This is a genomic window from Flagellimonas maritima (assembly GCF_003269425.1).
GTDB classification, from domain to species: domain Bacteria; phylum Bacteroidota; class Bacteroidia; order Flavobacteriales; family Flavobacteriaceae; genus Flagellimonas; species Flagellimonas maritima.
The window spans coordinates 2230637-2256673 of record NZ_CP030104.1; the positions used below are offsets into that span (position 1 = coordinate 2230637).

Here is a 26037-nt window from a genome sequence, read left to right on the forward strand (position 1 = left end):
ATAATTATAAATACAGAGCATATGGACTATAAAGAAAAAATTGGAACTGTAAAAAATCCCTTGCAGTTGAAAACACCACCTTTATCATCGGAATATACCATGCACGTAGCAGAAAAAGATGGAAGCGAAATTCTGGTTTGTACCGTGGGCAAAACTGTTCTTCATTACGATATTCGTTGCATACAGGATTTACACAATATGCTTAAATCCCATGGAGATTGGATGCTCTTGGGAAGCAAAGATGAAAAGGTTCTTACTAAACCGGATACGGTAGAGCACTGGGGAAGATCACCTGAAAATCCTATTGGAGGTTGGTACGGTCTAAAAAAGAACTTTCGTGGGCGGTTTGGAATGTACATCCCCCCACTCCTAGAACATTTGGGACTTGCAGAAGTGGAACATAACAAGCGAAATAATCGGATGTGTGCAGTGTAATGTAGCTCGTTCGTTTGCCAAGTACATTCATCTGCTTATAGCTTTGTCTTAGGTCAATCAATTCATTGTTTTTTGAGATGGGTTTCTACAAATACCGGTGCATATTGCTCAGTGGTATCATTGGTCAACTGAATTATTTTACCATTAGTTGTTCTTTTGTATAATTCGTAACCATCTTGATTGTTCATAGATGCCTCAAAAACCATTTCACCTGAAGGGCTCCACGAATGAAATACTTGATTGTTCTCCCATGGTGTTACCGCTTCAAGTTCTGAGCCATCGGGATTTACAATATATATATCATAATTATTGTTGTTTTTGGAAGCAAAGGATATTTTTCCATCATCGCGCCACCTTGGTGCTGCCGCTAAATAACCCGTCCATTGTATATTTTTGGTTTCATCTGGATGAGAAGTAATTTTCTTGATGGAATCTTCGCCCAAGGTTTTGACGTAAAGTGCATCAGTAAACCCTAATTCACGTGGAGAGGTTTTTTTACTTCCCCTAAAAACAATTTTCTTTCCGTCCGGTGAAAATGTTGGGTCATTTACATAGGTTAAGTCAATCATTACTTTTTCGATTATAGTCCCTTGAAGGTCAATGATATAAAATGTATTATTTTTTCCTTCGGAAGGCCCGCTTGATGACAGGACAGGTTTTACTATGAATTCAGTACCATTTTTACGACTTCCAAACCAACTATCCGCCAATTTATAATTAGTTATTTTTCGAACATTTTTTCCTTCTGAATCCATTTCGTAAAGGTAAAAACACCTAGAACATTCGTTTCTGTCAGAAAGAAAATATAATTTCTCGCCAAAGCTGGTATAGACCCAATCCACAGATTTTGAATTTGTTATATTCTTGGCATTTCTACCATCCGCATCCATGATATAAATTTCATAATCGTGGGTTTCAGCATTTTCTAGCACATTGTAAGTAATTTTTTGTTGCGCCGGGCAAGAAATACCGGTACTGAGAATCAATAAAAGCAATACTATTCTTTTCATTTTATTAAAATTTAAGTTTTATCTCCAGATGCCCAATATGAATCCTATCAAGGTGAAATAGACAATAATATATCCGCTATTGATGAAAATATATTTCCATGATTTTTTTTCAAACAGGGCTATGGCTGTAAAAATCATAGAACAGAATCCAAACCCTGTGAAGAATCCTGCGGACATTCCCCATATCCAATCAGTATTTGCGTCGCCTAGAAAGAGAGCCATATTGTAAGACATTACCAAGGCCATAATAAAAGTTATGCCATATACCTTGCCCATGTTAACATCCTTAAAATCATCATCGGTCAGGTTGTTTTCTTTTTTCCAAGCGTTGTAGAAAAGGGCAGGACTGTACCAAACGGCTCCCACCACTAGATTGGTGACCGCACAGACAAGTACTGCTAAATGATTAATGTACATTGATTCCATAATATTATCTTAGGATTAGTTTAAAACAAAGAAATCGGAATTCAATCAGTGAAAATTGTAAAAAATTTACTTTACGGGTAAAAAGTTGGGATAGTCTTCGATGTCCTTCAGATATTTTTTGGGATTGATACCAGAAAAAGATTGAAAATCCTTAATGAAATGTGATTGATCAAAATAACCACAATCGGCAGCAATGGCAGTCCATGAAATCTGTTCTTTATTCTCTACTGCGGATAGAATTTTATTAAAACGAACGATACGATGAAATCGTTTTGGAGTAATTCCTACGTATTTTTTGAACAGTTGGATAAATTGCTTTTGTGAATACCCGGATTTTTCCACCAAAGTACCTAGAACTATTTGATTGGGTGATTCTTCAATGGCATTGAGGGCATATTGAATAATGTCCCTGTAAAAATCATCTTCATTGAGTTGCTCTTTCAACCAATGCTCTACAGATGAAAACTTCGATTCTGGGGAAGCGTCCTTTTGTATTTGGCCGTGTAAATCCAGTATGGCACTACCAAAGATTTGTTGCGCAGCAACCACTTTGTTGGAATACTTGGATACAGTCTCACCAATTAGCGGAAACCCAGCTCCAGGTTTAAAGACCAGTACCATCATCTCCTCCGCTTCCGCACTTATGGTAATATAGTCTCTTTGCACACCAGAGAACCAAACATCACGGCATTCCTGAACCTTTTCATTTAAACCGTTTCTGTAAATATATTTTGGTTTTCCCGCAAGCTCAAACACTAGGTTGATGGTCCCATCAGGAAGATACTTCTCCTTAGTATGTCCTGGATGAAAATCCTTTATGTAGTTTATTTCCAAAATATATTTGGACAAATAGGAATCAAGTACGTGTTGTTTAAAAAGCATGCAGATTGCCAAAATAATGAAAATTGAAAACTTTTTGGAGCAAATACAGATGATAAACCTTGGTTGAGGTTAAATACTGGAATTAAAAAGGCAGTTTTCCCAAATCAACATTGCCACCGGAAATAATTACTCCAATTTTCTTTGAACGGAATACCTCTTTTTCTTTTAATACTGCGGCCAAAGCAACGGCACAGGAAGGTTCACAAACAATTTTTAAGCGTTCCCAGATGATTCGCATGGATGAAATTATTTCTTCCTCGGAAACCCTGACAATACGCTCTACATATTCTTGGATAATAGGAAAGTTTCTATCTCCCAATTGGGTCTTGAGGCCATCGGCAATGGTATTGGTTGTAGTATTCGTTTCAATAGTGCCACTCAGTAAAGAGCGATAGGCATCATCCGCTTCAAAAGGCTCTCCCCCTATAACTTTGCAATTGTTTCCAAAATAATTGGCGGCCAAAGCAGTACCTGCAATCAAACCTCCACCTCCAACAGGTGCAAAAACATAGTCCAGATTAGGATGAAGTTCCAATAATTCCTTACATGCGGTTCCTTGACCTATAATAACCGCATCGTCGTTGGATGGGTGCAAAAAAGTTGCTCCTTTTTCTTGTTGTATTTTTTTTGTGGCAGTTTTTCGCGCTAACAGTGTAGGTTCACATTCAAAAATTCTTCCACCGTATTCTTTTACTGCATCTTTCTTGACTTGTGGTGCATTTGAGGGCATTACAATATACGCTGTTACACCCAAACTCTGTGCTGCCAAGGAAAGTGCTTGTGCAAAATTGCCGGATGAATGTGTTACTACCCCATTTTGCTTTTGCCCCTCCGAAAGTTGCATGATCGCGTTTGCAGCACCTCTCATCTTAAATGCGCCCATTCTTTGAAAATTCTCACACTTAAAAAAAATAGTAGAGCTCGCTATACCATCGATTAGTCTAGAATGGAGCACAGGCGTGTTGTGGATAAAGGGTTTTATTCGTTCGTGGCATTCAATGAGCTTATGTTTATCCATCAAAACAAGCATTTATTTACGCTGTAACACTATCAGAAGCATATAAATATAAGAATGGATTGGTAATTATCCCTGTAGAAATTTACCGAATTGCACGTATTCCAATAAATAAATTTAGAATGCTAACTTGAAATTACCTGCTGCTCTACATGATTTTTAGAAACCCCGCTCATACCCAATTCAGGAATGACCAATAACGGAATCTGTGTATGGAAGGCCGTTCTTTTAACGATAGGCTCACGTGTCATTTTTTCCATATAGCTATGCTGGTAATTCAAAAGTGCCAACAAGTGAATATCCAGTTCCTCGGAAAAAAGTTCCAAAGTCTGGGATACCGAGTTTAGTTCTGAGACCGTATGAACATAGTGCTCGGTATCGCTGAGGTACCTTCTGAGCATGTTCAGATTGAACTGTTGCAGTTCGGATAATGCTTTAATGCCATATTGTACATGAACAATGCGAATGGTCGCTTGGAACATTTTGGCGAGTTCCAGAAGGGGATTTAATTCGGAAATAGTATAAAAACGGTTAAAATCCGTTGCAAATGCAATTTCTGAAGGTGTAATGAAATCAAAGTGTTGCGGAATGGCCAGAACAGGACATTTTTTTGTACTTTTTATAATGCGTACCGTATTGCTGCCCATAAATACCTCATCAATTCCCGAGGCTCCTTTTGTTCCGGTAATCACCAAATTGATATCAAAAGTCTCTACAATATCCTTGACCTCGTCTACCAATAGGCTAAAAGATGAAATAGTCTCAAAACTATGGTTGGAATTACCATATTTCGTCTTGATTCTATCCACAGTTTTTTTTAAACCTTGTTCAGAAGAGTTTCTGACGGCATCCACTATGCTGACACCATCTATCATCTTAGCCATAAACCTACTGCTTGGGATTACTGGTGTATATGTGTTGAGCAAATAAAAGGTGCATTTTCTGTTTCGGAACAACTGCATGGCGTAGTTAATGGCATTCCAAGCATTTTCCGAAAAATCCGTAGGTATCAATATCTTTTGCATCACAGTATTTATAAAGATGCAATAAAATTAGCCCGTAGAAATAGCGTATACTATGACAAATATCAGTTTTTGAATAGGTGTTTTTCAGAATCCTTCTACCAGCTCCCGAAGCTTTCTTTCGTTCTTGATTCCTACTTTTTTACCAGAAGTATGGATAAATCCTTTTTTCTTGAATTCCGAGATTATTCTGATTGCTGATTCGGTTGCCGTACCTACGACATTGGAGATATCCTCTCTTGATAAGGTCAGCGCCAAATAACCATCTTCATCTTCACCAAAATTATTCTTCAGGTATAGAAAAGCTTCGGCAATACGTTGCTTTACCGTTTTTTGGGACATGTTTACGATTACGTCATCGGCCTCTTTTAGATCATGTGCCATGTGGCGGAGCACCTCAAGCGTAAAATTGGGATTTTTCTGTAAGGTATTCGCTATGCTCTCTTTTGGGATAAAGCATACTTCCATATCGCTAACGGCAATAGCAGATAAGTTTGCGCACTCTTCAGCTACTATAGAGCGCTGCCCAATGACTTCGCCCTTAGATGCCAATTTCACAATTTGATCCTTGCCATTTGGACTCAATTTAGAAAGCTTGGAGACCCCGTTGCGTACACAATAGACTCCGTTAAGTTTATCCCCCTCTTCAAATAGGGATTCCCCTTTTTTAATTTTCTTTGTTGTTTTTGAGTCGGAAACTGTTTTCAACTCTTCTTTGCTCATGGCCCGTAAAGAATTGAACTGCCGAACGATACAATTTTCACACCTGCTTTCCATTACTATAAAATTTACCTGACGTTTAAAGTTACTGCTTATTCAATTAAAAAAAACTGTAATTTTTTAGGTTTGATTCAAATCAGATTTTTTAGACCTTTTTTTGAGTCCAATATGATTTCGCTCCTTGTAATTTTTAGAAACCCCTTATTCTTGAAGTGGGTCAATAAATTGATCACATATTCTTGTGAAGTACCCAGGACCGAAGCCATATCTTCCCGCTTGATCCGTATCAATAGCTTGCCGTTGGGCTCTTGTCCAAATTTTTCCGCCAAGTACAATATCAGTTTGGCCAAGCGTTGTTTTATACTTTTGTGTGCACAATAAATTGTTCTGGTAGAATCATGCGTATCAACATCATCTACAAAGGCACTCAATAGATCGTTACAGAAATCGGGGTTTGTTTTTAGATTTTTTTGTATTTCTTTTTTGTCCAAGCAGCACAGTACCGAGTCTACTAGGGCCGTAGCGGAAACTTTGGCACACCTGTTGGAAACCAACGAACGTTTGCCCATTATATCTCCTTTTCCCAGAAAACGTGTAATGTGTTCCCGTCCCAGATTATCAAAAGTACTGAATTTACAAGCTCCCTCTTTTATACAGTATACCTTGTTCAAAGGTTGATTTTCCTCAAAGATAACAGTACCCTTTGGTACAAAAAGCGATTCGGAAGTGTGTACTAATCTATTCAGTGATTTTTTGGAAAGAGACCTAAAATCATGTAGCTGTCGCACCTTTATGTTACTACACTTTTCCATAGTGCAAAGGTAGTGGCGAGGCATTCCTTAAAAGCTGATATTTATCATGTTTTTTGCGTTTGTCGTAGTCCATCTTTGTATCAGGTATAAATGCAAATGTGTATGGTTGCTTCAAAATGTTATCATTGTGGCGATGATTGCAATCGGACAAAAATTCTTTTTGACGAAAAGGAGTTTTGTTGCAACGGCTGCAAAACTGTCTATGAGATATTTACATCCAACGGGCTTTCCAACTTCTACGATATAGAGGCCAGGGCGGGCAGCGCTCCCAACGAAATCCGACAGAAATATGATTTCCTTGATAATGATGACATCATAGAAAAACTGGTTGAATTCAATGAGGAGAAAGTACAGGTTGTGAGTTTGAGCATACCGACCATCCATTGCAGTTCTTGCATTTGGGTTTTGGAAAATCTCAATCGTTTGCACAAATCGATTACAAATTCGCAGGTGGATTTTCCCAAAAAAACCATTCGGGTAACTTATGGAACTGAAGGTTTTTCCCTGAAGGCGTTGGTTCTTTTATTGGGCAGTATAGGCTATGAACCCTATATCTCATTGGAAGAGTATGATAGAAAGGATGGAAAAGAGAACCGTTCACTGATTTACAAGCTTGGTGTTGCAGGTTTTGCGTTTGGCAATGTAATGTTGTTTTCCTTTCCTGAGTATTTTGAAGTTGAAGAGTTCTGGTTGGAACAATATAAGCAGGTCTTCCGTTGGTTAATGTTTGCCTTTTCGTTACCTATCGTATTTTATGCGGCTCAGGATTATTTTATTTCAGCTTATAAAGGCCTGCGCTCAAAAATGTTGAATATAGATGTGCCAATAGCGTTGGGAATCTTGACCTTGTTTATAAGAAGCACCGTGGATATTGTCTTTGATTTGGGGTCAGGATTTTTTGATAGTCTAACCGGATTGGTCTTTTTCCTTTTACTGGGAAAATATTTTCAGCAGAAAACCTATTCTTTTTTGTCTTTTGAACGGGATTACAAATCCTATTTTCCAATTGCGGTAACCAGACTGAATAGCGACAGGAATGAAGAAAACGTACAAATCTATGCTATAAATGTAGGTGATAGGATTTTAATCCGGAGTAACGAGATTATTCCATTTGATTGTATTCTGATAAAAGGTACCGCAGAAATAGATTATAGTTTTGTTACGGGAGAATCGCAAGCTGTATTTAAGCAATCGGGCGAGAAGCTTTTTGCAGGTGGAAAACAGCTTTCCGGGGTTTTGGAAGTTGAGGTGCTAAAATCGGTTTCGCAAAGTTACTTAACACAGCTGTGGGGCAATTCGGTTTTTGGCAAGGATAAGGTAACCGCTTTTCAAACACTTACGGATAGTATTGGAAAACGTTTTACCATTGGCGTTTTGAGTATTGCTATTTTGGCCACCGCTTTTTGGCTTTTCCATTTGCCAAGTATGGCCCTGAACGTTTTTACGGCCGTGCTGATCATTGCTTGCCCCTGCGCAATAGCCTTGGCGGCTCCATTTACTTTGGGCAACATGTTGCGCATATTTGGCAAACACAAATTCTATCTAAAGAACACCAATGTTATCGAGAGATTATCGAAAATAGATACGGCTATATTTGATAAGACAGGAACAATTACAACTACAGAAAAAGAAACCATCTTGTATGAAGGTGTAGCGCTTACGGATTCAGAAAAAATATTGCTCAAGACTACGCTACGTGCTTCCAACCATCCATTGAGCAGATCGCTTTATGAAATTCTAAAATCCAACGCCATTATGACTTTGGACGAGTTTCAGGAACATACGGGAAAAGGTATAGAAGGCAGATCGAACGAGCATTCCATTAAAGTGGGTTCCGCAAGCTATGTGGGTGGGAACAATTCAAATTCTGTTATAAATACAGCTGTTTATGTGAGTTCTGATGAGGATTATAAGGGACGTTTTATATTTAAGAACAACTACAGAAACGGTTTGGGGGGACTCTTCAAGAGCTTGGGCAAAGATTTTGGATTGGGGATTCTTTCCGGAGATAATGATGGGGAACAGCAACAACTTAAAAAAATACTTCCTAAAAATACAAGTTTGCTTTTCAATCAAAGACCAGAGGATAAACTGGAATACATAAGCGGATTGCAAAAGCACAAAAATGTTTTGATGGTTGGCGATGGCCTCAATGATGCAGGAGCCTTGGCGCAAAGTGACGTTGGCATCTCGGTTTCTGAAAACATCAATGTTTTTTCACCGGCCTGTGATGCCATTCTTGATGCTTCACAATTGACCAAGCTTCCAGCGTTCATCAAAATGTCCAAAAAGTCCATGCAGGTTATAAAATTGAGCTTCCTTTTTTCATTGTGCTATAACATAGTTGGACTTTATTTTGCGGTAACTGGTCAGTTGCAACCGGTCATAGCAGCGATATTGATGCCCTTGAGCTCTATTAGCATAGTTGTGTTCACTACGGTTTGTACCAATGTGTTGGGAAGAAAATTAAAAATTAAATAAAGCTGATAAATGTCATTTTTTCAAAAAAAAGGTAAAAGTAGTTTTACGCTCAATTAGTAGGTATGAGTGTTATTTATGTGTTATTGGCCATAAGTGTTTCCGTGGCATCGGTTTTTTTTATAGCCTTTGTCCTCTCTGTGAGGAACGGCCAGTACGATGATTCATATACACCTTCGGTAAGAATGCTTTTTGAAGATGAACTTTTACCGGATTCAGAAAAAAGTGATGTGAAAACAAAAAATCAAACCAAATAAGGAACAAACCGATCACTATGGAAATACAACAATTTCGCTACGATAATAAAATCGTACAAAAGTTTTTATACGCTACCATGTTGTGGGGCGTTGTTGGAATGCTGGTAGGCCTTTTACTGGCTTTCATGTTTTTGTTCCCAAATATTACGGACGGTATCTCATGGTTGAGCTTTGGACGTTTACGTCCATTGCATACAAATGCCGTGATTTTTGCCTTTGTGGGGAACGCCATATTTGCAGGTGTATATTACTCTACACAACGCTTGCTAAAGGCTAGGATGTTCAACGATTTTCTAAGTAATTTCAATTTTTGGGGATGGCAGTTAATCATTGTTGCGGCGGCCATAACATTGCCTTTGGGATACACAACATCAAAAGAATATGCAGAATTGGAATGGCCTATAGATATAGCCATTGCTATAGTTTGGGTCGTTTTTGGATGGAACTTGATCGGTACCATCCTTAAAAGAAGACAACGTCATCTATATGTTGCAATATGGTTCTATTTGGCCACATTTGTTACCGTTGCCGTATTACATATTTTCAATAGTTTGGAATTGCCAGTAGCTGCGTTGAAAAGTTATTCCGTATACGCAGGAGTACAGGATGCTTTGGTACAATGGTGGTACGGACATAATGCCGTGGCTTTCTTTTTGACTACACCATTTTTGGGATTGATGTACTATTTTGTCCCAAAGGCGGCCAATAGACCAATATACTCTTACCGTCTTTCCATTGTTCATTTTTGGTCGTTGATATTCATCTATATCTGGGCAGGGCCTCACCATTTATTGTACTCTTCTCTTCCAGATTGGGCTCAAAATCTTGGTGTTGTTTTCTCGATTATGCTAATTGCCCCGTCTTGGGGAGGTATGATCAATGGTCTGTTGACCCTACGTGGAGTATGGGACAAAGTAAGAACAGATGCCACATTAAAATTTATGGTGGTCGCCATTACGGGATATGGTATGGCCACCTTTGAAGGACCCATGTTGTCCCTTAAAAACGTAAATGCCATAGCCCACTTTAGTGATTGGATCATTGCCCACGTACATGTTGGGGCATTGGCTTGGAACGGGTTCCTCACATTTGGCATGATTTATTGGTTGGTCCCTAAAATGTTCAAGACAACACTTTACTCCAAAGGGCTTGCCAATGTACACTTTTGGATAGGAACGTTGGGAATTATACTATATGCGCTCCCCATGTACGTTGCAGGATTCACGCAAGCGTTAATGTGGAAAGAGTTCAATCCGGATGGAACATTGGTCTACGGTAACTTTTTGGAAACGGTGACCCAAATTATCCCAATGTATTGGATGCGCGCTATTGGCGGTACGATGTTCCTGGTAGGAATGTTGATAATGGTCTACAATGTAATTGCAACCATCAGAAAAGGAAGCTCTGTGGAAGATGAGCTTGCCGAAGCAGCAGCATTGACAAGGGTGTCAAAAAAACGAGTTGCTGGAGAAACTTTCCACAATTGGTTGGAACGTAGACCTGTACAGCTTACGATTTTGGCAACCGTAGCTATATTGATAGGTGGAATCATTCAGATTGTTCCTACTATTCTGGTAAAATCAAATATTCCAACAATTACAAGTGTAAAGCCATATACACCTTTGGAATTGGAAGGACGTGATCTCTATATCCGTGAAGGTTGTGTGGGGTGTCACTCCCAAATGATAAGACCATTTAGAAGTGAGGTAGAACGCTATGGGGAATATGCCAAAGCAGGAGAATTTGTATATGACCATCCTTTCCTTTGGGGAAGTAAAAGAACGGGTCCGGATTTATTGCGGGTAGGTGGAAAATATTCTGATAACTGGCATCTAAATCACATGTACGACCCACAAAGTACTTCATCGGGCTCCATCATGCCAGCATACCAATGGTTGGTCACCAGTGAACATGATAGAAGCGCGGTAAAAAATAAAATGGAAGCTATGGTCAAGCTGGGCGTTCCCTATACCGAAGAAGACATTGCCAATGCAGGGCAATCCATGGCAGAACAATCCATACAAATTGAGAAGAACCTTTATACAGACCCTGAATTTGCCAGAACCTATGAGGCGGATAAAAAATATGCACAGGAAAATGGGGAGGATTTTGTTCAGATGCGCGATAGGGAAATAGTTTCGCTGATTGCCTATTTACAGCGATTGGGTACTGATATAAAAATTAAGGGAGACGATGGATTGTTGTCAGATAATAAAGAATAGATAAGAATCAAGATAAAAGAACCAAGAAAAGAGATGATTTTTATAGTCAAAAGCCTTGAATATTAATATCTGAAATCAAATAAAAAACAGAAAAAGTAACGTCTTTGTTCTCATATCTGATTTCTAAGAGCGAAGCGGTCTAAAATCTAATTACGATGTTGAAATTTGTAAAAAACCATATGGAAAGTATTGAAGGGATTGCAAGTTATCCCATGATATCCCTGTTGATTTTCTTCGTGTTCTTTGTTTTGCTGTTTTGGTGGGTCTTTACGGCTACAAAAGCACACATAAAAGAGATGGAGGAACTCCCGTTAGATAACGATTACCATAACCAAAAATAGCATTATGAGTACTAAAACGCCTTGGTGGATACGCATTCCGTTTCTATTCTTTGTAATCTTCGGATTAATGGAATACTTTATAGATTCCGGTGAGAAACCCGCAATTATCGAATATCCGATAACACAGTTTTTTATGCTCATGGTCTTGATGATCTTGATTGCGATAGAACTGATTCTGAATTCTATAGAGAACGTAATGTTTCAAACGCTTTCTCCTGAAGCAAAGGAGCGCTATTTGGCGGTAAAAAACAAGAAAAGGGAATGGACCTGGCTCAACAATATCTACAAGCGTCTAACAAAGACAAAAGCTATAGAAAAAGAGGGAGAAATCATCATGGACCATAATTATGATGGCATTCGCGAGCTTGATAATGTATTGCCGCCATGGTGGGTATATATGTTCTATGCCACAATTATTTTTGGTGTGGTTTATTTGGTTCGTTTTCACGTTGCAGGCGACTATGACCAAGAATTGGAGTACGAACAAGAAGTTGCAGCCGCAAAGATTGCAATAGAGGAATACAAAAAAACAGCAAAGGACTTGGTAGATGTCAATACTGTTGAATTTCTTGCCGATGCTTCAGATTTAAGTGCCGGAGAAAAAATCTTTATAAACAATTGTGTTGCATGCCACATGGCCGACGGTGGTGGTGGAATAGGACCAAACCTAACGGACGAATATTGGATTTTGGGAGGCGGCATCAAAAATGTGTTCAATACTATATCGGAAGGCGGTCGTGATGGAAAAGGAATGGTAGCGTGGAAACAAAGTCTTAAACCTGTTGAAATGGCCCAAGTGTCCAGTTATATATTGACCTTGGGCGGAACAACTCCTGCAAATCCAAAAGCGCCGGAAGGTGAAATTTGGGTAGACCCGGATGCTCCTGCCGAAGCAGAAGAAAAAATAGAAGAGGTAACACCTGTTGAGCAAGTTGTGGACTCTACGGATATTGCTATGAATTAAGAAATAATTCCATCTTTTTTATTAGATGGAGAAAGGTGTTTGAAGGAGGAGTTGAAAATTAAACTGCAATGGAAGAGAATTTTAGGGATTCCATAGGTACAATATCAGAAGAAGGCAAGCGGGCATGGGTATACCCTAAGAAACCTAAAGGACGGTTTTTTGAGTACAGGAAATATGTGAGCTATGTGCTTTTACTCTTTTTGGTTGCTTCGCCATTTATCAAAATAAAGGGCAACCAGTTTTTAATGTTCAACATACTGGAAAGGCGTTTCAATATTTTTGGATTTCCGTTTTGGCCCCAAGATTTCCATTTGGTCGTAATTTCAATGCTTGCCGGTGTTATATTTATTGCCCTTTTTACAGTGGCGTATGGCCGTATATTCTGTGGTTGGGTATGTCCACAGACCATTTTTATGGAAATGGTATTCCGTAGGGTCGAATATTGGATAGATGGTGACCGTGGTGCACAGATGCGGTTGGATAGGTCTCCATGGAATGGGAAAAAGATACGCAAACGAGTTTTAAAATGGACCATCTTTTTCATTATCTCTTTCTTGATAGCAAATGTTTTTTTAGCATACTTGATCGGTAGCGATAAACTGATTCGATACGTATTCGATGGTCCTTCCGCACACATGGGAACCATTATTCCGTTGCTGATTTTTACGGCAGTATTTTATTTTGTTTTTGCATGGTTTCGCGAGCAGGTCTGTATCATTGCTTGTCCATATGGAAGATTACAGGGCGTGCTTTTGGATAATAAATCGATAGTGGTCGCATATGACCACAAACGCGGAGAAGCAGAGAATGGCCGCAAAAAATTCAGGAAGAATGAAGATAGGGATGCACTTGGCCATGGAGACTGTATCGATTGTTTTCAATGTGTCAATGTTTGCCCTACGGGGATTGATATTCGTAATGGTACCCAATTGGAATGTGTGAACTGTACGGCATGTATCGATGAATGTGACCATATTATGGAAAGCATCCAAAAACCCAAAGGGTTGATTCGTTATGCCAGTGAGGATGAAATTAACAAAAAATCCAAATTTAAGTTCACTGCTCGCATGAAGGGATACACTGCTGTTTTGACCATATTGATAGGGATACTAATAGGCATGCTTTTCCTTAGGAGCGAGTTGGAAGCAAACATATTTAGGTTGCCCGGGCAACTCTACGAGAGAAAGGAAAACAATATCATCAGCAATGTCTATACCTATAAATTGATGAACAAGACCACCAAGGATATTGAAGATATCAGTTTTAGATTATTGTCGCATAAAGGTGAAATAAAAATGGTTTCACAGGATAATTTTCAAATATCCGCCGAAGAACCTGCGGAAGGGACTTTATTTATAGAAATCAATAATTCTGAATTAACGGGGGATAAGGATAAGTTGGAAATTGGAATCTACAGTGGAGAAAAACTTGTAGAAACCACAGCGACACAATTTTTGGCTCCAAGGAGTTATCATTGACAGCTATAAGTTTTTTAATTAAAACCTATGACTTATTTATGAATGTGAAGTTGGTATAAAAGTAAGATTTGTGGTCAGTAAAAAAATTATCATGATCATTATGCTTAAAGCTTAAAATTAAGATATGAAAATAAATTGGGGAACAAGTATAGTATTGGCCTTTGTAGCTTTCATTGCATTTATACTCTATTTCGTGGTACGAATGAGTACTGACGATAGAGCAAACCATGATTTGGTCACCGATGATTATTACAAGCAAGAACTAGCGTATCAGAATGAAATCAATGCATCTAAATCCGCTACGGATATGAATGCAACACTTGAGGTTATAAAATCTGAAGAAGGTTTATCCATTTTTTTTCCCAAACAATTTGATTATAAAGAAATTACGGGAACGGTGTCCCTTTACAGACCGTCTAACAAGCATTTGGATGTTGACTTTTCCATAAGTCTGTCCAAAACACATTTGCTCATACCTGACAATAGCTTGCTGGACGGTCGCTGGGACATTAAAATTAAATGGAAATATCAAGGAAAGACCTTTTTACATAAAGAAAAATTAGTTTACTGAGCGTATGTTGTTGTCTGCATTGGCATTAGGTTTTTTGGGAAGTCTGCACTGTTTGGGCATGTGTGGCCCCATAGCTTTCTTTTTGCCATTGGATAGAAACAGCAAAATAAAAAAAACCATTCAACTTTTTATATACCATGCCGGTAGATTGTTGGCCTATGGTTTGATCGGAATGCTCTTTGGCTTTTTGGGCAAAGGACTGTCCATTTTTGGAATGCAACAGAAATTGTCGATAGGAATAGGTATTATAATGATTCTTTTGGTAGTAGTTCCTAGTAGGTATTTCAATAAGTATAGACTATCGAAACCTATCTACGCCGCCTTAGGAAAAGTAAAGTCAAAACTTGGGGCCGAGCTCAAAAAAAAGACTCCAGATGTATTTTTGACCATCGGTTTTTTGAACGGCTTTTTGCCATGCGGATTGGTATATATGGCATTGTTGGGGGCAATTGCCTTTGGCAGCCCTTTACAAGGCGGATTTTACATGATTTTGTTTGGTGCCGGCACCATCCCCTTAATGACACTAGTTGTCTTTTCAAAGGGATTATTGGCAGACCCATTAAAATCTAAAATGCGAAAATTGGTTCCGATATTTGTGATGATGATCGGAGTCCTTTTCATCATCAGAGGGCTCGGTTTGGGCATTCCTTATGTTTCTCCCAAACCTGCTTCAGCCAATTCGGTATCCGCATCAATTGAATGTCATCAACCTTAAAAAAAATATAAGTGAAAATTACATCAGCAGAAGAAGTAGTAAAAATTGTAAATTCAGGTGACCGTGTCTTCGTTCAGGGAGCGGCAATGACCCCTAATGAACTTATCGATGCACTTTGTGACCGTCATAAGGAGATAAAGGATGTGGAGATTATTTCGATCCATACCGAAGGAGATGCAAAATATACACAAGAGCCTTATATCAATTCCTTTACGCTAAACTCTTGTTTTGTGGGGGGTAATGTAAGAAAAAGTGTCAATACTCCAAACGCAGATTATATTCCAATTTTTTTGAGTGAGATTCCTTGGTTGTTCAAAAGAAACATTTTACCATTGGATGTTGCCATTGTTCAAGTTTCCAGTCCAGATAAACATGGATATTGTTCTTTGGGTGTTTCTGTAGATGTGGCTTTGCCCGCTATCCGAACAGCAAAGAAAATAATAGCCCAAATCAACCCTAATGTTCCCAGAACACATGGAACGGGCATCATCCATATTGATCAAATTGAATTTGCCACGGAAGTTGATAGACCTATACATGAGCACGGTATTGGTTCAATATCCGATTTGGAGCAAAAAATAGGTGTCAATGTTGCCTCTTTGATAGAAGATGGGGCCACATTACAGATGGGTATCGGAAACATTCCCAATGCTGTATTGACCAATCTGAACAACCATAAACGTTTGGGCATTCATACTGAAATGTTTTCAGATGGGGTTTTACCGTTGATTGAAAGTGGGGTAATCACTGGCGAAGAGAAAGCGGTAAAGGTTGGAAAAATTGTAAGTTGCTTTGCCGTTGGATCAGGAAAACTTTATGATTTCATCGATGATAATCCAATCTGTGATTTCAGGGATTCAGGTTATACGAACGATACGGCTAGAATCAGGAGAAATCCAAAAGTAACGGCTATCAATAGTGCCATTGAGATAGATTTGACGGGTCAGGTCTGTGCAGATACCATAGGGAGCTATCAGTTTTCTGGAGTAGGAGGCCAGATGGATTTTATTCGTGGAGCTTCATTATCCAATGGTGGTAAACCTATTTTCGCCATTTCCTCAACTACGAACAAAGGGATTTCCAAAATAACCCCTTTTTTAAAGCAAGGGGCAGGAGTGACCACCACAAGAGCACATGTTCACTATGTTGTCACTGAATACGGAGTGGTAAACCTGTATGGGAAAAATTTACAGCAACGGGCAAAGGCACTTACATCCATAGCACATCCAGACCATAGGGAGATGTTGGAAAAAGCTGCACATGAACGATTCAAGGGGTAAATGCTTTTCCTTTTATAAAAAGGAATGAATAGTTCCGAAGAAGATATAAGGAATTCGTTAAAAAGTTTGAATAGAACTGTTGAGGAACTTATTTATTTCTTCAGTCAAGATTTTGATTTCACGAAGAGAATCAATACCCATTGGAACGCCAAAGACATTTTAGGCCATTTGGTATTTTGGCAAGAAAGCTTTGAGCGCAACCTAAGATGTGTAGCTACAGGTGTTGAACCAAAAGTTTTAAAGGGAAAACTCTCTGAGGTCAATAAACAAAGTGTCGATTCAACACGGGATGTGGACATAGATATGCTTATAAACAGATTGAAGAAAGCCCAGACCAGTATCCAGAAAAATATCCTAAATACTTCGGTTTTCCTTATACCCTATAAAAAAGGTTCTAGGGACTATTCAAGGCTGGAACATTTGAAGATAGTTGATGCGCATATTAAAAAGCATTTAAAACAACTCAAAAAATATATATGATATGCCCAGACCAAAAATCAAAAAGGATTTACAGGAACTAAGTAATGCGAATTTTGAAAAATTGAATAATTATATAGATTCCTTTTCGCAAACAGAACAGGAGGAAGATTTTCCTAAAGGAACCATGAACAGAAATATCAGGGATGTACTGGGCCACTTGCACCATTGGCATCTGATGTTTCTTGATTGGTACATTGTTGGAATGAAAGGTGAAAAGCCCCATATACCTGCAAAAGGCTATAATTGGCGTACCATACCTGCATTAAATAAAGAAATACATGAAAAATATTCAAATCTGGATTTGGAAGAAATCAAAAAGAGATTCAACAAATCACATTCTAAAATAATGAAGATAATTGACGGGCATACCAATGAAGAACTGTTTGAACGTAAGCGTTATGAGTGGACTGGCAATAATGCCATGGGAGCTTATGCCATAGGTGTATTGTCCAGTCATTACGATTGGGCCTATAAAATTATTAGAAAGGCAAAAAAATAAAAGGGAAGCTATTTTAAAGCTTCCCTTTGCAAATCTCAAAAACTTAATCAAAAAAATCAATCGATCAGATTTTAAATGTTATAACTGGAGTATCGGAATGGTTCGCAATATCCTCCCCTATACTTCCCATAAAGAAGTGCGATAATCCTCTTCTGCCGTGTGTGGGGATTCCAATAAGGTCGGCAGCTACGCTTTCACTGTAATTAAGGACTCCCTTTTCAACAGTATAATCATTGAAGATTTCTACCTCCAATCCTAATTTGGCAATGTTCAAAAATTTTGAAATTCTGTCATAAGCATCATCGGTACTCAAAAACTCATCCCCTGGCGTGTTTATGTAAACAGGAAGTAAATCAGACTTGAACAGTTTTGCAATTTCAATGGCCTTTTTAAGGGCGGGAATATTTTCCTCCTTAAAATCACACGCAAAAACAAAACGCTTGGGAGTAAATTCCTTCTCATCGCCTTTTATGACCAATACCGGAACATCTGAAGTTCTGACAACGCGCTCCGTATTGGAACCAATGAATACCTCCTGTAACCCGTCCGTTCCATGAGACCCCATAACAACTAGGTCTGCGTTATGTTTTTTAACAATCTCATTGACTTCCGTGAATACTTTATAGTGCTTAATGACAGGTACGACCTTGACATCTTTCAAATATGGTTTGTCCAAGAAATCCGAGAAACGTTTCTCCCCAATTTTTATTAAATGTACTACTTGCTCTTGCGATACATAGCCCGATTCGCTCATAATAGCGGGAGAAAGCTCCAACATGTGGAGCACCAATAGCTCGGCATCACTGCCTTTTGCCAAAGTAGCTGCCGCTTTTAAAGCTTTTTCTGATTGTTCCGAAAAATCTACGGGTACGATTATACTTTTCATTTTTTTTCTTTTTAATGGTTAAACTGTCATTGAAAACATTTGGGTTTCTGGTTTTTTTCGATGTAATTTTAAATCAAATGCCATACTGATATTCCGAACAAAAGGCCTTCCTTTTTGGGTGACATTGATTCTGTCGGGCTCGGTGGTCAGTAAACCATCTGATTCCAATTCCGATAAGTTATCCATAATTTTTTTAAAGTCTATTATTTTCATTTCTTCCAATTCCCAACGGGTTTCAAATCGACACATAAGATTGAGAATATGTTTTCTTATAATCTGGTCTTCTTCTGTTAAGATATGTCCTCTGAAAATGGGAATGATGTCATGGGATACTAAATGTTCATATTCCTCAATACTTTTTACATTTTGTGCGAATCCGTACCAGCTATCACTAATACTGGATGCTCCCAAACCTATCATCAGTTTGGTTTTTGAAGGGGTATATCCCATAAAATTTCGGTGTAAAGTACCATTTTCCAATGCCTTGTGAAGACTGTCCGTAGGAAGGGCAAAATGGTCCATTCCTACATCTTTATAACCAAGACCCATCAATTCTTTCTTACCATACTCATATTGCCTCTTTTTTTCCACGGAAGAAGGCAAATCTGATTCTTTGTAACCGCGTTGGCCGTTTCCTTTTAACCAAGGCACATGGGCATAGCTGTAAAATGCTATTCTATCTGGTTTAAGTTCATTGGTTTTTGCAATTGTCTGCTGTACATTCCCATAGGTCTGAAATGGAAGCCCATAAATAATATCGTGACCTATTGAGGTATATCCAATTTTCCTTGCCATCTCCGTAACTTCCCTTACCTTTTCAAAAGGCTGAATCCTGTTTATGGCTTTCTGAACACTTTCATTATAATCTTGCACTCCAAAACATACTCTTCTAAAGCCCACATTGAAAAGTGCTTGCAGGTGTTCTTTTGTAGTATTGTTCGGATGTCCCTCAAAACTGAACTGTGAATTTTCTGCCTTCTTGCCCAGTCTAAGAATACCATTAATAAGCATTTTTAAATGTTCTGGACTAAAGAAAGTGGGGGTTCCCCCGCCTAAGTGTATTTCTTTTATAATTGGTTTGGAGTCCAAAAGATTACAATACAAACGCCACTCCTTAAGTACTGTTTTTATATAGGGTAATTCAAGATCGTGCCGTTTTGTAATACGTTTATGGCAACCACAGAAGGTGCACATACTTTCGCAATAGGGAAGATGTACATAAAGGCTTATGCCATCTTCAGGCTCATCCTTATAAGCCTCCAACACACTTTTTTCCCACAACTTGCCAGAAAAACTGCCTAAATCCCAATAAGGCACGGTAGGGTAACTCGTATATCGAGGTCCTGGAATGTTGTATTTTTGAACTAACTTACACATGTTTGCAATAATGGTATTGGTCAAAATTAGGCTTGCGAGCCTTCAAAAAACATGATAATTATCAGTATTTCTTTCAGAAAGCTTACCTGACAAGTATCATGTTTTAGTAATAGTCTGGGTTGTAGCTTAGTAAACAAACAAACAATTATCAACTTCTAAATATGGGAGAGCATATCAGTAAAAGTAGGTTTGACGATTTGGAGCGCGAGGCCTTTGTTGGACATTTGCTCAGTGATATCAAAATCCTTGAACATCTCTTGGAAGAGAATTTAATAGAAGACGATATAGTAAGAATAGGTGCAGAACAGGAAATGTGCCTTGTAAACAATGATTATAGACCATCTGGAAAATCCCTAAATCTACTTAAAAATATTGATGATCCTTACTTTACTACAGAACTGGCAAGCTATAATCTTGAAGCAAACCTGGATCCGTTTCAATTAGGCAATGATTGTTTTTCAAAAGTTGAGAAACAGCTTAAAACTTTGTTGAAAAAAGCAAATACCGAAGCAGAAAAGCTCAATATGAAGATTTTGCTAACAGGAATTCTTCCTACTATCAGCAAAAATGAGCTGGGCATAGATTATATGACACCTATTCCCAGATACTATAAACTCAATGAAGTTCTCACATCTTTTCGCGGTGATCACTTTGCTCTAAAAATCAAGGGAGTGGATGAATTGACGTTACGCCATGATTCTGTACTTTTTGAAGCCTGTAACACTAGTTTTCAACTCCATCTCCAAATTCCGCCAAACGATTTCATCAAAAGTTATAACTGGTCACAGGCTATTGCCGGTCCTGTCTTGGGCATTTGTTGCAATTCGCCATTACTCATGGGCAGAGAGCTTTGGAAAGAGACGCGCATAGCATTGTTTCAACAAAGTTTGGATACTAGAAAATGGACCTATGCGCTAAAAGAACAGATGGCAAGGGTCTGTTTTGGAAACCATTGGCAAAAAGACTCTGTTGTAGAAATCTTTAAAGAAGATATTTCTACACATCGCATTGCACTGACCAAACCTATAAAGAAAAACTCTTTGGATGTATTGAAAAGCGGTGCAATTCCCAAACTGGAGGCATTGAATCTCTATAACGGCACTGTTTATCGTTGGAATCGCCCATGCTATGGGGTTGGAAACGGAAAGCCTCATCTGCGTATCGAAAACAGATATATTCCATCAGGTCCAACCGTGATTGATGAAATTGCAAATTTTGCCTTTTGGGTCGGATTAATGGTAGGAAGACCAAAAAAGTTTGATGACATGTCCAATGTAATGGATTTTAAAGAAGCAAAACTCAACTTTATAAAATCTGCCCGGACAGGCAGGCAGACCATATTTTCATGGTTGGGCAAATCAATAAGTTCAGAGGATTTGATTCTTAACGAACTTTTGCCAATAGCTTATGAGGGATTAAAAAAATATGATATTGATAATAAGGATATAGACAGGTTATTGGGTATTATAGAATCAAGAGCCAAAAACGGAACTGGTGCAGAATGGCAGGTCAAAAACTATAGAAACCTAAGAAAGCAAATGAAATTGGATAGTGTTTTGGTAGCATTGACTAAGGGAATCTTTGACAATCAGCAGAAAAATATACCTGTGCACGAATGGCCATCTTTAAGTGGAGCTACCAAATCAAGTAATTCTTTTGAATGGGTTGGACAAATTATGTCCACAAAATTGATGAAACTACACGAGGACGACTATATTGATTTGGCATTGTCCATAATGCAATGGAACAATATTCACCATATTCCCGTTGAAAACAACAAAGGGGAATTGACAGGTCTTTTAACATGGAGCCATATTGAAGAACTCAAAAAGAACAGTAATAAAAAAAACACCAGAATTTCAGATATCATGATTAAAAAGGTGGTTACCGTACAGCCTAGAACAAGATTGAATACAGCAAAAAAATTAATGGACGAGTATCAGATTGGCTGTTTGCCGGTTTGTGTGGGCACCAATTTGGTAGGTATCATTAGTAAAACCGATCTGTAAAATGCCAAAAGTATACAGTAGCGCCCTAAAGGAAACTTTAAATATTGAACGAATCATCGGTCATTTAAAAGGTAACGAAAAAGGACCAACGGTGGTGTTCTTTGCGGGAATTCATGGCAACGAGCCAGCAGGTGTTTTTGCGCTAAGACATATGCTACGTGAATTAAAACTCCAACAAAAGCCAATTAATGGAGAGATTTTTGCCATTGCAGGAAATCTTAAGGCACTTGAAAGCAATGTAAGATTCAAAAAAGAAGATTTAAATAGGATATGGTCTCCACAACGAATTGAACAAATTCAGCAAAAGCAGGATGGAGGGACTGCAGACGAAAATGAATTATTTGAATTGTACGGTGTGCTGAACAATATCCTTAATAATCAACAGCCTCCGTTTTACTTTATTGATTTGCATACAACCTCCAGTGAAACATCACCATTTATCGTAATGAACGACAGCCTGTTGAACCGAAAGTTTGCATCTAGCTATCCCTTGCCCATTGTTCTGGGTATTGAAGAGTATTTGGTGGGCGCGTTACTGAGCTATATCAATGAACTGGGTTATGTGTCGTTGGGGTATGAAAGTGGTCAACATGACGAGATAAGCGCAATCAAAAACTGTGTCGATTTTATCCGTTTTACATTGGTACTAACAGAATCCATCAAGCTATTTCCCAATGAACAGACAGCTCTAAAAAAAGAAATTCTAGGTTCCAGCAAGGTCTCCAAAAAATTTTATGAAATCTATTATCAATATGATATAAAACAAGGGAGCAGCTTTAAAATGTTGCCCGGTTTTGTAAATTTTCAAAAGATTCCCAATGGAAAACATGTGGCCCTCACCAACGATCGTATATTAAAAGCAAAGGGGAGAAAACAGATTTTTATGCCATTGTACCAAGAGCAGGGACGGGAAGGTTTTTACTACATAAGATCAATTCCAAAAATACTTCTGTGGATTTCAAAAGGATTGAGAAAATTAAAGGCCGACCACCTTTTGGTAAGATTGCCCGGCATTAGATGGGAATCGTTAAAAAAAGATGCACTATTGGTCGACCAGCGAGTGGCAAAGTTTTTGGCGAAATCCATCTTTCATTTATTGGGTTACCGTGCCAGGCAGTTTGATAAGACACATCTAGTGGTCAAGAGCAGGGAGACAGCTTCCAAAAATGAAGAATATTTGGACGCTAATTGGTTTTGATCGGCAAGAAAGAAAAGGCTGTCCAATAAAAGTAGATTTAAAATCTGCTGTCAATTTGAGAGGTGTCAAGATGCATTCAAAATCAAGCTATTAAAGTTCTCGACTCCGCTCGAATTAACAGTAGTAAGACCTTTTTGGACAGCCTTTTATTTCCAATTTTATAAAAAGTCAATTACTGCATTACAAAGTTTATGGGTATTCCATAGTTGACCTTTACGGCTTTTCCTCTCTGTATGCCCGGCTTTACCGTAGGAAGCGCAGCTATGATTCGTTCTGCTTCATCCTCTAGCAATCTGTCCGGCCCCCGCTTTTTTATATTCTTTACCCTTCCTTTGGAATCGATTACGAATTGTACATAGACTCTACCGCTAATTCCCATTTCAAGAGCTGAGGGAGGGTATTTAAAGTGTTTTTTTACATGTTCCTGTACCTTTTTATTAAAACAGGCCTTGCGTTCCGCTTCAGACTCCAGACCTTCACATCCAGGGAATACAGGAACATTCTCAATAATTGCAAAGGGAACGATCTCTTCTTCTTCTATTTCCCCTACTTCTACATCATCAACGGCAACAGCATCTTCTATAAATACTTCTTGGCTACTTTCCGTGCTTTCGATCAAAGTTTCCTCAACATCCTCAACATCTTCTACAATTTCAATAACATCCGGTGCCGAAGGTGGTGGCGGTGGCGGTGCGGTATTTATGATTTCGGTAATGGGAACATCTTCCTTTAGTTCGTCCACTACCTCTGTCATATCCATGGCCGTGGTTTCTTTCTCGTAGGTCTTAACTTCAAAAGACTGCCATGTAACGAACAATACTGAAGTTAGGCCTATCATGAAATAGAGGCTGCTATTGCGCCCTATATCTGCATTGGGATTCTTTTTTAGTTCCATGACTTTTCTTATTTAACTTAGATAAAGTTAGATAGGACGACCAAAAAAAAATATGATAAAAATCAGGTTGGTACGTTAAAATACTCATTTTAAGCACGGAACTCATCTATTAAGAATTGTTAGTTGTGCTGCGCAACATCCTTTTTTGTGAAATCTGTTTTGAAGATCAACGACATTCTAACGACATCATGATCGGATTTTTGAAAATGATTTTTTAAATAACCGATATCCACTTTTATGGAAGGAGTTATGGTTTGTCCCAGCCCAACGTAAAATCTATTCTGATTGAACAGGGGTTTTTCAAGGTTTACGAAATATTCATTGAAAGTACGTAAATGAACATTTTTGTAAATAGGTGTTATGTATTGAAATCGATACCTTAACCTGTTGTTGATATGGAGGTCATCAGCATTTTTTTTCCATCGGGTCTCCAACCTAAATCGATGTGAGAATAATTTTGTCTTTAAAGCATATTCCTCATAGACCCAAAACTGGGTAGCATTTCTAAATTCTTCTGATCCCGTGTAATTTCTAGAACTTAAGTAAGCTATACCTGTAGTTAAGGTTGATGATTTACTTAATTTATATGATATGCCCGTTCTAATAAAAGCAAATTCATATTTTTCAAAAATTTCATGGTGCCTAAGAATGCCCACAGTTGGGATGCTCCACTTTTCATGTATTTTGTTGTCGCCATAAAGAACGACCCAGGAACCAGATCGTTCTTCGTCGTTGGATTGTCCATAAAATGTGGTTTTGGGAAGTATTGAGAACGCTATAAAAAAAAGAATAAATGGAAATCGCTTTGCGCACCCCATAACAACCAGTTTTGAATATTGGTGTACAAAGTTTTGCGATTAGGTATTCTAAAAAGTATGATACTTGTCAGCTTTGTAATTATACTCAAAAAACAGATGTTGGAATATTTTTTAAAAAATCCTACTAGACTATTTCAATCTCCCATATTAAAGCAGCTGCGCCACAAATAGCAGCTGTTTTACCATCCATGCCGGATTCCAATAATTTAACCTTTCCTTTATATACCTCTAGCAAATAATCGTTGAAATATTTTTCCAAGGGCTCTTTTATCCACTTTCCGCTATTGGTGAGTCCGCCCATCAGAATGAAAGCTTCAGGCTGTGTGAATGCCGTAAAATTTGCCAATGCCAGCGCCATTATTTTGGCAGTATAGTCAAAAGCTTTTTGAGCAATGATGTCTCCTTCTTCTGCAGCTTTTGTAATGTCCTCCCCATGAAGATTATTGTAAGCAACGTCCTTAAATCTGCTATCCACCATATATTTGCTCAGCATATACATTATAGTCCGTTTCAACCCCGTCGCGGAAACATAGGCCTCCAACCCTCCGCGTACTCCCAAACCTGTCAATCTGCCATCACCAATGGTCATATCAACATGACCCAACTCTCCTGCAAAACCATCATAACCATCTATGAGCTGCCCATTGGCGACTATGCCTGCTCCAAAGCCCGTGCCCAAGGTGATAACTATAAAATCGGTCATGTTTCTACCTCTGCCAAAGAGCATTTCGCCCAATGCCGCGGCACTTGCATCGTTCATTATGCGCATGGGCATGGGCATCCGCTCCTTTAATTTTTCAAGAATGGGAACACTGCCCTTCCATAGCAGGTTACTTGCATTTTCAATAGTTCCATTTTTGCTGGAAGCATTTGGAGCACCAATTCCACACCCCAAAACATTTACTTTTTTATCTAAACTTTTAACAAGATCGTCAGCTGTTTTTTTGATGTTGTCCAAATAATCATCAAGATTGGGGAACTCCTTGGTTCTGAAAAAAGTCTTTACGTGACATTTCCCATTTTTGTCTACCAATCCAATTTTGGTTTTGGTGCCCCCAATATCTATTCCTATTACTATATCCATTTCAATGAAGTGTTTCAATGTCGTTTTTAAAGATAATAATAATGAATGCATAATTATGGCCAATGTCCTTGGAAATAAATGATAAAACAAAGTTTAATGAACTAAAATTTCAAAACCTGATTTCTGTCATGTTTTAGGTCACTGTCCAGCCATAATTTTACCT

Annotated in this window: 26 protein-coding genes; 14 read left to right on the forward strand and 12 right to left on the reverse strand. The window is 38.4% G+C overall.

What is annotated here, in order from left to right; translation table 11 throughout:
- Nucleotides 1–21: 21 nt before the first annotated feature.
- Nucleotides 22–435 carry a DUF6855 family protein gene (locus tag HME9304_RS09895; RefSeq protein WP_112378441.1) on the forward strand — a complete coding sequence of 138 codons (414 nt, stop codon included), beginning with the start codon at nt 22–24 and terminating at the stop codon, nt 433–435.
- Between the two features lie 62 nt (nt 436–497).
- Here the strand turns inward: HME9304_RS09895 and HME9304_RS09900 are convergent, their stop codons facing one another.
- From HME9304_RS09900 to HME9304_RS09930, 7 genes are all read right to left on the reverse strand, one after another.
- The gene (locus HME9304_RS09900; protein WP_112378442.1) at nt 498–1445 is read right to left on the reverse strand and encodes a TolB family protein; all 948 of its coding nucleotides are present in this window, start codon (nt 1443–1445) and stop codon (nt 498–500) included.
- An 18-nt stretch (nt 1446–1463) separates the two neighbouring features.
- Complete coding sequence (locus HME9304_RS09905) at nt 1464–1871, reverse strand: DUF1761 domain-containing protein (RefSeq protein ID WP_112378443.1); 408 nt, start codon at nt 1869–1871, stop codon at nt 1464–1466.
- 66 nt (nt 1872–1937) lie between these two features.
- Nucleotides 1938–2753 carry a helix-turn-helix domain-containing protein gene (locus HME9304_RS09910; RefSeq protein WP_112378444.1) on the reverse strand — a complete coding sequence of 272 codons (816 nt, stop codon included), beginning with the start codon at nt 2751–2753 and terminating at the stop codon, nt 1938–1940.
- An 82-nt stretch (nt 2754–2835) separates the two neighbouring features.
- Complete coding sequence (locus HME9304_RS09915; protein ID WP_112379787.1) at nt 2836–3771, reverse strand: pyridoxal-phosphate dependent enzyme; 936 nt, start codon at nt 3769–3771, stop codon at nt 2836–2838.
- 122 nt (nt 3772–3893) lie between these two features.
- A complete protein-coding gene (locus tag HME9304_RS09920) occupies nt 3894–4793 on the reverse strand; it encodes a universal stress protein (protein ID WP_112378445.1) in 900 nt (299 codons plus the stop codon).
- A gap of 84 nt (nt 4794–4877) precedes the next feature.
- Nucleotides 4878–5567: a Crp/Fnr family transcriptional regulator gene (locus HME9304_RS09925; RefSeq protein ID WP_112378446.1), complete on the reverse strand. Its 690-nt coding sequence runs from the start codon at nt 5565–5567 to the stop codon at nt 4878–4880.
- A gap of 74 nt (nt 5568–5641) precedes the next feature.
- Nucleotides 5642–6322, reverse strand: coding sequence for a Crp/Fnr family transcriptional regulator (locus HME9304_RS09930; RefSeq protein WP_164674830.1), 681 nt, complete (start codon nt 6320–6322; stop codon nt 5642–5644).
- A gap of 102 nt (nt 6323–6424) precedes the next feature.
- Here HME9304_RS09930 and HME9304_RS09935 point away from each other — a divergent pair, with 102 nt between their 5' ends.
- The 11 genes from HME9304_RS09935 (at nt 6425) to HME9304_RS09985 (ending at nt 17607) form a co-directional block, all read left to right on the forward strand.
- A complete protein-coding gene (locus HME9304_RS09935; RefSeq protein WP_112378448.1) occupies nt 6425–8803 on the forward strand; it encodes a heavy metal translocating P-type ATPase in 2379 nt (792 codons plus the stop codon).
- Between the two features lie 62 nt (nt 8804–8865).
- Complete coding sequence (gene ccoS / locus HME9304_RS09940; protein ID WP_112378449.1) at nt 8866–9057, forward strand: cbb3-type cytochrome oxidase assembly protein CcoS; 192 nt, start codon at nt 8866–8868, stop codon at nt 9055–9057.
- A 17-nt stretch (nt 9058–9074) separates the two neighbouring features.
- Nucleotides 9075–11279: a cytochrome-c oxidase, cbb3-type subunit I gene (gene ccoN, locus HME9304_RS09945; protein ID WP_112378450.1), complete on the forward strand. Its 2205-nt coding sequence runs from the start codon at nt 9075–9077 to the stop codon at nt 11277–11279.
- 155 nt (nt 11280–11434) lie between these two features.
- Nucleotides 11435–11620 carry a CcoQ/FixQ family Cbb3-type cytochrome c oxidase assembly chaperone gene (locus HME9304_RS09950; protein ID WP_112378451.1) on the forward strand — a complete coding sequence of 62 codons (186 nt, stop codon included), beginning with the start codon at nt 11435–11437 and terminating at the stop codon, nt 11618–11620.
- Between the two features lie 4 nt (nt 11621–11624).
- Entirely contained in the window at nt 11625–12584 is a 960-nt protein-coding gene (locus tag HME9304_RS09955) for a cbb3-type cytochrome c oxidase N-terminal domain-containing protein (protein WP_112378452.1), read from the forward strand.
- Nucleotides 12585–12652: 68 nt separating this feature from the next.
- Nucleotides 12653–14062: a cytochrome c oxidase accessory protein CcoG gene (gene ccoG, locus HME9304_RS09960; protein ID WP_112378453.1), complete on the forward strand. Its 1410-nt coding sequence runs from the start codon at nt 12653–12655 to the stop codon at nt 14060–14062.
- 124 nt (nt 14063–14186) lie between these two features.
- Nucleotides 14187–14633: a FixH family protein gene (locus HME9304_RS09965; RefSeq protein ID WP_112378454.1), complete on the forward strand. Its 447-nt coding sequence runs from the start codon at nt 14187–14189 to the stop codon at nt 14631–14633.
- A gap of 4 nt (nt 14634–14637) precedes the next feature.
- Nucleotides 14638–15348 carry a sulfite exporter TauE/SafE family protein gene (locus HME9304_RS09970; protein WP_112378455.1) on the forward strand — a complete coding sequence of 237 codons (711 nt, stop codon included), beginning with the start codon at nt 14638–14640 and terminating at the stop codon, nt 15346–15348.
- An 11-nt stretch (nt 15349–15359) separates the two neighbouring features.
- Nucleotides 15360–16628, forward strand: a complete 1269-nt coding sequence (locus HME9304_RS09975) for an acetyl-CoA hydrolase/transferase family protein (RefSeq protein ID WP_112378456.1) — start codon at nt 15360–15362, stop codon at nt 16626–16628.
- 24 nt (nt 16629–16652) lie between these two features.
- Entirely contained in the window at nt 16653–17108 is a 456-nt protein-coding gene (locus HME9304_RS09980) for a hypothetical protein (protein ID WP_112378457.1), read from the forward strand.
- Between the two features lies 1 nt (nt 17109).
- Complete coding sequence (locus HME9304_RS09985; protein ID WP_112378458.1) at nt 17110–17607, forward strand: ClbS/DfsB family four-helix bundle protein; 498 nt, start codon at nt 17110–17112, stop codon at nt 17605–17607.
- Between the two features lie 64 nt (nt 17608–17671).
- On the opposite strand, the gene HME9304_RS09990 is transcribed toward HME9304_RS09985, so the two are convergent.
- Both HME9304_RS09990 and hemN read right to left on the reverse strand, forming a co-directional pair.
- Complete coding sequence (locus HME9304_RS09990; RefSeq protein ID WP_112378459.1) at nt 17672–18493, reverse strand: universal stress protein; 822 nt, start codon at nt 18491–18493, stop codon at nt 17672–17674.
- Between the two features lie 18 nt (nt 18494–18511).
- On the reverse strand, nt 18512–19870 hold the full coding sequence (gene hemN / locus HME9304_RS09995; RefSeq protein ID WP_112379788.1) for an oxygen-independent coproporphyrinogen III oxidase: 1359 nt from the start codon (nt 19868–19870) through the stop codon (nt 18512–18514).
- Between the two features lie 161 nt (nt 19871–20031).
- Between hemN and HME9304_RS10000 the strand changes: the two genes are divergently transcribed.
- Nucleotides 20032–21879 (forward strand): CBS domain-containing protein, encoded by a 1848-nt coding sequence (locus tag HME9304_RS10000; protein WP_112378460.1) that lies wholly within the window; start codon nt 20032–20034, stop codon nt 21877–21879.
- Nucleotide 21880: 1 nt separating this feature from the next.
- On the forward strand, nt 21881–23077 hold the full coding sequence (locus HME9304_RS10005) for a succinylglutamate desuccinylase/aspartoacylase family protein (RefSeq protein ID WP_112378461.1): 1197 nt from the start codon (nt 21881–21883) through the stop codon (nt 23075–23077).
- Nucleotides 23078–23249: 172 nt separating this feature from the next.
- Here HME9304_RS10005 and HME9304_RS10010 read toward each other — a convergent pair whose 3' ends face one another.
- The 3 genes from HME9304_RS10010 to HME9304_RS10020 form a co-directional block, all read right to left on the reverse strand.
- Nucleotides 23250–23972 (reverse strand): energy transducer TonB, encoded by a 723-nt coding sequence (locus HME9304_RS10010; RefSeq protein WP_112378462.1) that lies wholly within the window; start codon nt 23970–23972, stop codon nt 23250–23252.
- A 119-nt stretch (nt 23973–24091) separates the two neighbouring features.
- Nucleotides 24092–24790 carry a DUF2490 domain-containing protein gene (locus tag HME9304_RS10015; RefSeq protein ID WP_112378463.1) on the reverse strand — a complete coding sequence of 233 codons (699 nt, stop codon included), beginning with the start codon at nt 24788–24790 and terminating at the stop codon, nt 24092–24094.
- 124 nt (nt 24791–24914) lie between these two features.
- Nucleotides 24915–25874 carry an ROK family protein gene (locus HME9304_RS10020; protein WP_112378464.1) on the reverse strand — a complete coding sequence of 320 codons (960 nt, stop codon included), beginning with the start codon at nt 25872–25874 and terminating at the stop codon, nt 24915–24917.
- Nucleotides 25875–26037: the final 163 nt, after the last annotated feature.

Bases quoted from the DNA above. Each gene is read 5' to 3' on its own strand.
- HME9304_RS10015 (WP_112378463.1), bottom strand. From the start codon at position 24,790: ATGGGGTGCGCAAAGCGATTTCCATTTATTCTTTTTTTTATAGCGTTC.
- HME9304_RS09950 (WP_112378451.1), top strand. From the start codon at position 11,435: ATGTTGAAATTTGTAAAAAACCATATGGAAAGTATTGAAGGGATTGCA.
- HME9304_RS09925 (WP_112378446.1), bottom strand. From the start codon at position 5,567: ATGGAAAGCAGGTGTGAAAATTGTATCGTTCGGCAGTTCAATTCTTTA.
- HME9304_RS09970 (WP_112378455.1), top strand. From the start codon at position 14,638: ATGTTGTTGTCTGCATTGGCATTAGGTTTTTTGGGAAGTCTGCACTGT.
- HME9304_RS09985 (WP_112378458.1), top strand. From the start codon at position 17,110: ATGCCCAGACCAAAAATCAAAAAGGATTTACAGGAACTAAGTAATGCG.
- ccoS (WP_112378449.1), top strand. From the start codon at position 8,866: ATGAGTGTTATTTATGTGTTATTGGCCATAAGTGTTTCCGTGGCATCG.
- HME9304_RS09905 (WP_112378443.1), bottom strand. From the start codon at position 1,871: ATGGAATCAATGTACATTAATCATTTAGCAGTACTTGTCTGTGCGGTC.
- HME9304_RS09930 (WP_164674830.1), bottom strand. From the start codon at position 6,322: ATGGAAAAGTGTAGTAACATAAAGGTGCGACAGCTACATGATTTTAGG.
- HME9304_RS09915 (WP_112379787.1), bottom strand. From the start codon at position 3,771: ATGGATAAACATAAGCTCATTGAATGCCACGAACGAATAAAACCCTTT.
- HME9304_RS09955 (WP_112378452.1), top strand. From the start codon at position 11,625: ATGAGTACTAAAACGCCTTGGTGGATACGCATTCCGTTTCTATTCTTT.
- HME9304_RS09910 (WP_112378444.1), bottom strand. From the start codon at position 2,753: ATGCTTTTTAAACAACACGTACTTGATTCCTATTTGTCCAAATATATT.
- HME9304_RS09980 (WP_112378457.1), top strand. From the start codon at position 16,653: ATGAATAGTTCCGAAGAAGATATAAGGAATTCGTTAAAAAGTTTGAAT.
- HME9304_RS10020 (WP_112378464.1), bottom strand. From the start codon at position 25,874: ATGGATATAGTAATAGGAATAGATATTGGGGGCACCAAAACCAAAATT.
- HME9304_RS09990 (WP_112378459.1), bottom strand. From the start codon at position 18,493: ATGAAAAGTATAATCGTACCCGTAGATTTTTCGGAACAATCAGAAAAA.
- ccoN (WP_112378450.1), top strand. From the start codon at position 9,075: ATGGAAATACAACAATTTCGCTACGATAATAAAATCGTACAAAAGTTT.
- HME9304_RS10010 (WP_112378462.1), bottom strand. From the start codon at position 23,972: ATGGAACTAAAAAAGAATCCCAATGCAGATATAGGGCGCAATAGCAGC.
- HME9304_RS09900 (WP_112378442.1), bottom strand. From the start codon at position 1,445: ATGAAAAGAATAGTATTGCTTTTATTGATTCTCAGTACCGGTATTTCT.
- HME9304_RS09965 (WP_112378454.1), top strand. From the start codon at position 14,187: ATGAAAATAAATTGGGGAACAAGTATAGTATTGGCCTTTGTAGCTTTC.
- HME9304_RS10000 (WP_112378460.1), top strand. From the start codon at position 20,032: ATGGGAGAGCATATCAGTAAAAGTAGGTTTGACGATTTGGAGCGCGAG.
- HME9304_RS09920 (WP_112378445.1), bottom strand. From the start codon at position 4,793: ATGCAAAAGATATTGATACCTACGGATTTTTCGGAAAATGCTTGGAAT.
- hemN (WP_112379788.1), bottom strand. From the start codon at position 19,870: ATGTGTAAGTTAGTTCAAAAATACAACATTCCAGGACCTCGATATACG.
- HME9304_RS09895 (WP_112378441.1), top strand. From the start codon at position 22: ATGGACTATAAAGAAAAAATTGGAACTGTAAAAAATCCCTTGCAGTTG.
- HME9304_RS10005 (WP_112378461.1), top strand. From the start codon at position 21,881: ATGCCAAAAGTATACAGTAGCGCCCTAAAGGAAACTTTAAATATTGAA.
- ccoG (WP_112378453.1), top strand. From the start codon at position 12,653: ATGGAAGAGAATTTTAGGGATTCCATAGGTACAATATCAGAAGAAGGC.
- HME9304_RS09935 (WP_112378448.1), top strand. From the start codon at position 6,425: ATGGTTGCTTCAAAATGTTATCATTGTGGCGATGATTGCAATCGGACA.